Raw genomic sequence first — 8,540 nt, 5'->3', positions numbered from 1 at the left:
CAGGTCCTGAGCCTAGCTGAACTCGAGGCTCATTCGAACGAGATCGTCCCACAGGCTTTCGGCAAAGCCACGCAGCACGAGGAGTTCGAACGCGTCCTGTTCCGTGCGGGTGATATGTGCTGCTATATGGCCGATAAGTGCCGTGGACGACTGCCCGACCGGAAACGTAGCATCCGTCAGGTCGATAGCCGTACCCTTGGCGAGGACGTGGGTGGCATGCGGGCCGCGCACGAGGATGCCAACGCGTCCATGGCTCTGGTCGACGACGTCCGCGACCGGCTTCAGCTTTTGCTGGATTGCGTCGAGATCCTCATACCGTAGGGCGACCCGGCCTACGGCAAACCATTGCCCAACCGATACGGAGCGAAGCGAGAGGCCGGAAAGGGCGGCGTCGCCGATGATTTCCGGTAAGGCGGTATTGGGACGCGCCAGAAGATGCAGGACAGTGCCCTCGGCTAGGGCTTCCAGGCTGACACCGGTGCGCACAACGGGCTTGCGATCGGCCAGGGCGGCGCGCTGCGTGACACGATAGGCTGACATCCAGTTCTCCTTCAATCAGGCGTGGAGTTTTTCATTGGCTGCGTCGAAAAACACCGGAGCGCAGATCCGTCCGGGCGTGAACTCGCCGCGCAGACCGTTCCAGACCATGATTTCCTCGCCATGCCGTTCCCGCCCGCGGCGCACCAGCGCAAGACCGATGGTGGAGCCGACATGCGGCGAGTAGCAACTCGAGGTGATGTAGCCCTGGTCGTTCTCCAGTGTGGCCTCGGCATTCTTTGCGAGGATGTGGGAACCGGTGCGGAAACCCGTTGCGGGGTCGAGCGGCATGATGCCGACGAGCTGCGGCCGGTCCGGCGCATTTAGGCCTTCCCGCTCCAACATTCGTTTGCCGATAAAATCGGTCTTTGTGGTCGAAACCATGCGGCCAAAGCCGAGATCACCCGGTACGACCGTGCCGTTGATTTCGTTGTGGGTGACGTGCCCCTTCTCGATACGCAACACCGACAGCGCCTCGACGCCGTAGGGCTGGATACCATGTTCGGCGCCGGCTTGCATGATGGCATCGGCTACGCTGTCGCCATAGCCGGCCGGTACCGCCAGCTCATAGGCAAGCTCGCCAGAGAAGGAGATGCGGAAGAGCCGTCCGCGAACCTGACTGCCGAAGAGCGAAACCTCGGCAGCGGCCAGGAACGGGAAAGCCTCGTCGGAAATATCCGTATCGACAATCGCTTGAAGGATCTGACGCGACTTCGGGCCGGCAACCGCCATCTGCGCCCACTGATCGGTGACGGACGCGAGCCGCACGTCCAGTTCCGGCCAGAGCGCTTGCGCGCAGAATTCCAGATGGTTCATTACGCCCGCCGCATAGGCCGTCGTCGTCGTCATGAAGTAGCGGTTTTCGTCCAGGCGACTGGTGGTGCCATCGTCGTAGATCATGCCGTCTTCGCGCAGCATGAGGCCATAGCGCGCCTTGCCGACCGGAAGCTTCAGGAAGGCGTTGCAATAAACGCGATTCAGGAACTCCGCAGCATCGGTGCCGGTGATCTCGATCTTGCCGAGCATGGATACATCGCAAAGGCCGGCATTCTTGCGGATGTTCACAACCTCGCGATCGACGCTTTCTCGCCATGCCGTTTCACCAGCGCGCGGGAACCAGGACGAGCGATACCAGAGGCCCGTTTCGACGAAGACGGCACCGTTCCGCTTTGCCCACTCGTGCAGCGGCGACTTGCGTACCGGCTGGAAGTGCTTGCCGTGCGAAGTACCCGTGAGAGCGCCGAAGGAAACAGGGCTATAGAACGGCCGGAAGGTCGTCGTTCCCACATCCCCCGGCGATACACCGCGCGCTTCCGCTAACAGAGCAATGGCGTTGACGTTCGAGAGCTTGCCCTGATCCGTAGCCATGCCGTTCGTCGTGTAACGCTTGGCGAGCTCTACATGGCCATACCCTTCGCGGACGGCGAGACCGAGATCCTTGCGATGAACATCGTTCTGGAAGTCGACGAAGGCCTTGCCGCGCACGCCCGGAATTGACCAGAGCGGCTTAGCTGTCGAGGCCAAGTCGTCGGTTACGGCGGGAGCGATCGTGCGGGCGGCGCTGTAACCCAAAGCCTCGGCACATTCGGCACCCTTGGCAAAGCCATCGTGCAAGCAGGCGGCGGTCCCATCGACATTGGCCGCAGCACCCGCAAGCATGAGCCCCTTGAGATCGGAAGGCGCCAGGAAGACGTTCGATTTGGCATCCCATTGCGGCCTGCCGCCACGATGGCAGGCAAGGCTGATGACCGGATTGAAGCCACCCGACATCGCCAGGGCATCGACGGCAAGCCTTTGCGTCCGCCCCTCACGCGTGATCGTGATCGCCGATAGGCTCTTTCCGCCGTGCGCGTCCGAGACCACAGCGCCCTTCATGATTTTCGCCGCGCCGGCATACGGAAAATCCGCCCCTTCGGCCCTGCTGTCGATGATGATGACGTCGCTTGTGCCGGCAGCTTCCAGATCGCGCGCGAGCGCGTAACCGCTGTCGTTGGTCGTGAAGATCGCGACCCTCTTGCCCGGTGCGACGGCGTAGCGGTTAAGATACGTGCGCATGGCACCTGCCATCATTACGCCGGGGATATCGTTTCCGCCGAAGACGAGTGGGCGCTCCTCAGCGCCAGTCGCCAGTAGGGCCTTTTTGGCGACGACGCGCCAGAGGCGCTCGACGGGAAGCCGCTCCAGAGGAGCCTGCACATGTTTCTGCACGCGTTCGACGGCACCGAAGACGTTGCCGTCGTACCAGCCGAAAACCGTGGTGCGCGGCATCACTGTGACGTTCGATAGCGAGGCGAGCTCCGCCAGCGCCGTCGCCACGAACTCCGTCGCACTTTCGTCACCGATACGGACCGTTTCCGACAGCAGGCCGCCGCCGCAACGCGAATGCTCGTCGACGAGAATGACCCGCGCACCGGCGCGGCCGGCGGCAAGGGCAGCGGCAAGACCGGCCGCTCCCGCACCGACGACGAGAAGGTCGCAGTGAATCCAAGCCTTTTCATAGCCGTCCGGGTCCGCCTCGTAGCTTGCCCGCCCAAGACCGGCAGCGCGACGGATGAAGGGCTCGTACAGCTTCTCCCAGAGAGCTGACGGCCACATGAAGGTCTTGTAGTAGAACCCCGCGCTGAGAAAAGGTGACAACAAGCTGTTGAAGGCGCCGATGTCGAAATCAAGCGACGGCCAGCGGTTCTGGCTGCTCGCTTCGAGGCCGTCATAGAGTTCCTGCATGGTGGCCCGGGTGTTCGGCTCCGTGCGTCCACCCCGGCCGATCGTCATCAGCGCATTTGGCTCCGCGCTGCCCGCAGTGAGGATGCCGCGCGGACGATGATACTTGAAGCTGCGGCCGACAAGGAGACGACCGTTTGCAAGCAGCGCCGAGGCGAGGCTGTCACCCGAAAATCCACTCAGCGCCTTGCCGTCGAAGGAGAAGGAAAGCGGTCTGGAACGGTCGGTGAGACCGCCGGCAGAAAGACGAAAGGGCGTCATGGGGTCACCTCGCCGCGGTGGCCGGCGGCGTCACTGGTCGTGTATATTTCATGGGTTGCGGTATCGCGCTCGATCACCAGCCAGCGGCGACAACCGGATGTGTGATGCCAGTATTCGCGATAGGCGCCGCGAGGGTTATCGCGCAGATAGACGAAATCGAACCAGGCCTCCGGTGAGGCGTCAGGATCCGGGCGTGGCAACGCGGCGCCCTTGACGGTGAACTCTTCCTTCGGGCGTGGTCCGCAATGCGGGCAGGTGACGAGGCTGGCCATCGTGGCATCCTTAATGAAGGTTAGGCTGGGCGCCCTGGCCCTTTTCGTCGATGAGATAGCCACGCTCGAAACGGTCGAGACGCATCTGCCGCGTCGTGGGGTGCGGCGCGTCCTTGGCGATGAGATGGGCAAAGCAGAAGCCGGAGGCCGGCGTGGCCTTGAAGCCGCCGTAACACCAGCCGGCATTCAGGTAGAGATTGTCGGTCGGCGTCTTGTCGATGATCGGCGTGCCGTCCATCGACATGTCCATGATGCCACCCCAGGAGCGCAGGACGCGAATGCGCGACAGTGCCGGGATCATCGCCTTGCCGGCCTCCGCGACATGCTCGACCGTCGCAAGATTTCCGCGCTGCGCATAGGAATTGTATCCGTCGATGTCACCACCGAAAACGAGCCCGCCCTTGTCGGACTGCGACACGTAGAAATGGCCGGCACCGAACGTCACCACGCAATCGATGAAGGGTTTCAGACCCTCCGAAACGAAGGCCTGCAGGACGTGGCTTTCGATCGGTAGCTTCATGCCCGCCATCTCGGCAACGCGCGAGGAATTGCCAGCCGCCGCAAGGCCGAGCTTGCCGCAGCCGATGAAGCCGCGGGTGGTCTCGACGCCGGTGACGCGGCCGTTTTCGCAACGGATACCCGTCACCTCGCAATTCTGGATGATATCGACGCCACGGCTATCGGCGCCACGCGCATACCCCCAGGCAACGCCATCGTGTCGCACCGTGCCGCCGCGGCGCTGGATCAGGCCGCCTTGGATCGGGAAACGGGCATTGTCGAAATCGAGGAAAGGCAGCATGGACTTGATCGCCGCACGATCGAGCAGCTCCGCATCCACGCCATGCAGGCGCATCGCATTGCCACGCCTCGTATAGGCGTCGCGCTGGGCGTCGGAATGATAGAGATTGACGACGCCCCGCTGGGACACCATGGCGTTGAAATTGAAGTCTTGCTCCAGGCCTTCCCAGAGCTTCATGGAAAATTCGTAGAAGGGATTGTTGCCTTCGAGCAGGTAGTTGGATCGGATGATCGTCGTGTTACGGCCGACATTGCCGGAACCGATATAGCCTTTTTCAAGCACGGCGACATTGGTGATGCCGAACTCCTTGGCCAGGTAGTAAGCCGTCGCGAGCCCATGGCCACCGCCTCCTACAATAATCACGTCGTAGTGGATCTTGGGTTGCGGATCCCTCCAGGCGGAGCGCCAGGACCGGTTGCCCGTCAGCCCATTGAGGAGAATGGATAAAGCAGAATAACGCATGGTCAGGCCTCGACGATCACAGGCCGGAGGGTAAACGCACTTTCAACATCGTACTTTCAAAAAAGGGACAGAATGATATAGAAACAGGCCATGACCACGGCCGACACCAAAAGAACCCAAAGGATCGGATTTCTGCTCGTGCAGAACTTCGCCCTGATGTCCTATGCCTCCGCCGTGGAACCGCTGCGGGCGGCAAACCTCATCGCTGGGCTCGATCTCTACGAGGCCCTTCCGCTTTCGCTTCACGGTCGTCCGGTCGCAAGTTCCTCGGGCGTGACCGTCGAATGCGCAGAGCTGGCCGCGCTGGGAGAGACATGCCACACGGTGTTCGTTTGCGCGGGGGGCGGCCCCAAGGACTGGAGTACTGTCGAGGACGCCCACCCTATTCTACGGCGTCTCGGACGGAAAGGTGTTCGCATCGGCGGCATATCGAGCGGTGCCTATGTTCTGGCGGCAGCGGGCCTGCTCGACAACCGAGACTTTACCATACACTGGGAACACGCCAGCCTGCTGAGGGAATCGTTTCCCGCTCTTGCACCGCGCCACGCGCGATATGTGATCGACGGCGACCGAGTCACCTGCGCGGGCGGGATTGCGCCGCTCGATCTTATGCATGCCATGATCAGCGAACGCATGGGCACCCACTTTTCGCGACGGGTCAGTGACTGGTATCTGCATACGGCCGTGGCTGAACCGGGCGCACCACAGCGCGGGTCCCTGCCCGAGCGGTTCGGAACGCACCACCCCGCGCTCTTGACCGTTCTTGAGAAAATGGAAGCCACGATCGAAGTTCCTCTCGATCGTGCAGCCATGGCGAAACTTGCGGGCATCAGTGTCCGCCATCTCGATCGTCTGTTTACCATGCACATGGCCGGCGGTTTCCTCGAAACCTATCGCAATATCCGCCTCGCCCATGCCCGTCGCCTGCTGGAGCAGAGCCCGCTTTCGGTCGCGGAGATTGCCTTCGCCACGGGTTTTTCCGGTGCCGCGCATCTGTCGACCAGTTTCAAGGCACGTTTCGGCGAAACGCCCACGGCGCTACGGACAAGATTTTCCTACGAATAAGCGCTGTATTCCTGTAGGGAACATTTGACTGAAGAAAGCGGTGGGACATGACAAGCGGAAAGCAGATCTCCAAAAAGGCGCAGAATGCACTTTCGCAGAACCCGCACGCGGTACGCGAACCGCGCGAGAAGAACCTGGAAATGGCGATTGGTCACGAGGTCCGAGCCTATCGCAAGAAACTCGGCATCACCGGCGGCGATCTGGCTGCCGCCACCGGCATGTCGGTCGGTGCGCTCTCGAAGATTGAAAACGGCAACATCTCACCGTCGCTGACGACCCTGCAGTCTCTGTCTAAGGCTCTCGGCGTGCCCCTGACCGCGTTCTTCCGGGGCTTTGAAGAGCCGCGCAATGCCACCTTCGTCAAGTCCGGCGAAGGCGTTAACATCGAGCGCCGCGGCACGCGCGCCGGCCACCAGTACAGCCTGCTTGGCCATATCGACAACAATTCGAGTGGCGTGACGGTAGAACCCTATCTCATCACGCTCACGACCGAGTCGGACATCTTCCCGACCTTCCAGCATGAGGGCATGGAATTTCTCTATATGCTGGAGGGAGCGGTCGCTTATCGCCACGGTGACCAGGTTTTCAGGATGGAGGCAGGCGATAGCCTATTCTTTGACGCGGACGCACCGCATGGGCCTCAGGAACTGCTGAAGCTTCCGGCACGCTATCTCTCGATCATCAGCTACCCGACCCAGTCGCGACCGGCACGATAAAGTTTCCCAGCACGACATTTTTATTCCTGCCAGTTGATATGGGGCGATGTGCGTGGTAGCCATTTGTCAGCGAGACAAATGGAGGCGCGTATGTGCGGCATTGTTGGACTATTCCTGAAGGACAAGAGCCTCGAACCGCAGCTTGGAACACTGCTTTCGGATATGCTGATCACAATGACCGATCGCGGCCCGGATTCGGCCGGTATCGCGATCTACGGCGCGCCGGCGCAAGGTAAGGCCAAGGTCACGCTGCAGTCAGCGCATCCCGAAACGGACTTCCTTGCTCTTGACAAAGAGCTCGCATCCGCCGGCATCGATGCCAAGGTGACGGTCAAGAGCACGCATGCCGTCATCGAAGTCGCAGCCGATGCCATCGCCGCAACGCGCGCGACCATTGCATCGATCCGTCCGGATATCCGGATTATGGGCGCAGGCGACTCTATCGAGATTTACAAGGAAACCGGCTTGCCCAAGGACGTCGTAGCCCGCTTCGACGTGCGCTCGATGGGCGGCACCCATGGTATTGGCCATACGCGCATGGCGACGGAAAGTGCTGTGACGACGCTTGGCGCGCACCCTTTCTCGACAGGCGCCGACCAGTGCCTCGTCCACAACGGATCCCTGTCGAACCACAACAACCTGCGCCGTGAACTGATCCGCGAAGGCATGACGTTCGAAACGCAGAACGACACCGAAGTGGCCGCCGCCTACCTGACGGCGGAAATGGCAAAGGGCAAGGATCTCGGCCAGGCGCTGGAAGGCGCGCTGGATGATCTGGACGGTTTCTTCACCTTCGTCGTCGGCACGAAATCCGGTTTCGGCGTCGTACGCGATCCGATCGCCTGCAAGCCCGCCGTGATGGCCGAGACGGACCAATATGTTGCCTTCGGTTCGGAGTACCGCGCGCTGGTCAACCTGCCGGGCATCGAGGACGCCCGCGTGTGGGAGCCGGAACCATCGACCGTGTACTTCTGGGACCACGAAAAAGCTGCGTGATCGGCTAACCGAGAAAGCCCTAAAATGCCTGTATTTGACCTTTCCACAACGCCCCTGCGCGAACTGAACAGTGCCCTCCACGCCCTTTCCAAAGGGGCAAATGACACCGCCTTCGAGATCGTCAATCCGCGCGGCAGCCACGCGGTGGCAGTTGGCATCGATAGCCCCGTCAGCGTCGAAGTGCGCGGCTCGGTCGGCTATTACTGCGCCGGCATGAACGACGGCGGCACCGTGACCGTCAAGGGCTCGGCCGGCCCCGGCGTGGCGGAAAACATGATGTCCGGCACCGTCGTCATCGAGGGTGACGCGAGCCAGTATGCCGGCGCCACCGGTCGTGGCGGCCTGCTTGTCATCAAGGGTAATGCCGCCTCACGCTGCGGCATCTCGATGAAGGGCATCGATATCGTCGTTCACGGCAACATCGGTCATATGTCGGCCTTCATGGGGCAATCGGGCCATCTCGTCGTGCTCGGCGATGCCGGCGATGCCTTGGGAGATTCGCTTTACGAGGCAAAGCTCTTCGTACGCGGCACCGTCAAAAGCCTAGGCGCTGACTGCATCGAGAAGGAGTTGCGGCCAGAACATTTGGAGAAGCTCGCAGAGCTGCTTGAGAAGGCCGGCGTCACCGGCGTCAAGCCGGAAGAGTTCAAGCGCTACGGCTCCGCCCGCAAGCTCTACAATTTCAACATCGACAATGCCGACGCGTATTGA

General features: G+C 61.6%; 8 protein-coding genes. 4 read left to right on the top strand and 4 right to left on the bottom strand.

The annotated features are described in order from the left end of the window. Positions 1-12: 12 nt before the first annotated feature. From GR158_RS23950 to GR158_RS23935, 4 genes are read right to left on the bottom strand one after another with little or no spacing between them, the layout of a single operon-like run. Positions 13-540: a sarcosine oxidase subunit gamma family protein gene (locus tag GR158_RS23950; protein ID WP_160872895.1), complete on the bottom strand. Its 528-nt coding sequence runs from the start codon at positions 538-540 to the stop codon at positions 13-15. Between the two features lie 15 nt (positions 541-555). Beyond that, positions 556-3,519, bottom strand: a complete 2,964-nt coding sequence (locus GR158_RS23945; RefSeq protein ID WP_160872894.1) for a sarcosine oxidase subunit alpha — start codon at positions 3,517-3,519, stop codon at positions 556-558. Then, entirely contained in the window at positions 3,516-3,791 is a 276-nt protein-coding gene (locus GR158_RS23940) for a sarcosine oxidase subunit delta (RefSeq protein WP_160872893.1), read from the bottom strand. The genes GR158_RS23945 and GR158_RS23940 overlap by 4 nt, the downstream gene beginning before the upstream one ends. A 10-nt stretch (positions 3,792-3,801) precedes the next feature. Then, positions 3,802-5,052 carry a sarcosine oxidase subunit beta family protein gene (locus GR158_RS23935; protein ID WP_160872892.1) on the bottom strand — a complete coding sequence of 417 codons (1,251 nt, stop codon included), beginning with the start codon at positions 5,050-5,052 and terminating at the stop codon, positions 3,802-3,804. Positions 5,053-5,142: 90 nt separating this feature from the next. Between GR158_RS23935 and GR158_RS23930 the strand changes: the two genes are divergently transcribed. The 4 genes from GR158_RS23930 (at position 5,143) to GR158_RS23915 (ending at position 8,540) form a co-directional block, all read left to right on the top strand. Next, positions 5,143-6,117: a GlxA family transcriptional regulator gene (locus tag GR158_RS23930; protein ID WP_160872891.1), complete on the top strand. Its 975-nt coding sequence runs from the start codon at positions 5,143-5,145 to the stop codon at positions 6,115-6,117. Between the two features lie 47 nt (positions 6,118-6,164). Further along, a complete protein-coding gene (locus GR158_RS23925; protein ID WP_134651906.1) occupies positions 6,165-6,833 on the top strand; it encodes a helix-turn-helix domain-containing protein in 669 nt (222 codons plus the stop codon). 90 nt (positions 6,834-6,923) lie between these two features. Beyond that, positions 6,924-7,829 carry a glutamine amidotransferase family protein gene (locus GR158_RS23920; protein WP_160872890.1) on the top strand — a complete coding sequence of 302 codons (906 nt, stop codon included), beginning with the start codon at positions 6,924-6,926 and terminating at the stop codon, positions 7,827-7,829. A 24-nt stretch (positions 7,830-7,853) separates the two neighbouring features. Then, on the top strand, positions 7,854-8,540 hold the full coding sequence (locus GR158_RS23915; RefSeq protein ID WP_160872889.1) for a GXGXG domain-containing protein: 687 nt from the start codon (positions 7,854-7,856) through the stop codon (positions 8,538-8,540).

The sequence above is a fragment of the Shinella sp. AETb1-6 genome, assembly GCF_009826875.1.
Taxonomy (GTDB): Bacteria; Pseudomonadota; Alphaproteobacteria; order Rhizobiales; family Rhizobiaceae; genus Shinella; species Shinella sumterensis.
Note: the sequence above shows the minus strand (reverse complement) of the source record. Positions and strands in the feature narration are given on the sequence as shown.

Bases quoted from the DNA above. Each gene is read 5' to 3' on its own strand.
- GR158_RS23950 (WP_160872895.1), bottom strand. From the start codon at position 540: ATGTCAGCCTATCGTGTCACGCAGCGCGCCGCCCTGGCCGATCGCAAG.
- GR158_RS23945 (WP_160872894.1), bottom strand. From the start codon at position 3,519: ATGACGCCCTTTCGTCTTTCTGCCGGCGGTCTCACCGACCGTTCCAGA.
- GR158_RS23940 (WP_160872893.1), bottom strand. From the start codon at position 3,791: ATGGCCAGCCTCGTCACCTGCCCGCATTGCGGACCACGCCCGAAGGAA.
- GR158_RS23935 (WP_160872892.1), bottom strand. From the start codon at position 5,052: ATGCGTTATTCTGCTTTATCCATTCTCCTCAATGGGCTGACGGGCAAC.
- GR158_RS23930 (WP_160872891.1), top strand. From the start codon at position 5,143: ATGACCACGGCCGACACCAAAAGAACCCAAAGGATCGGATTTCTGCTC.
- GR158_RS23925 (WP_134651906.1), top strand. From the start codon at position 6,165: ATGACAAGCGGAAAGCAGATCTCCAAAAAGGCGCAGAATGCACTTTCG.
- GR158_RS23920 (WP_160872890.1), top strand. From the start codon at position 6,924: ATGTGCGGCATTGTTGGACTATTCCTGAAGGACAAGAGCCTCGAACCG.
- GR158_RS23915 (WP_160872889.1), top strand. From the start codon at position 7,854: ATGCCTGTATTTGACCTTTCCACAACGCCCCTGCGCGAACTGAACAGT.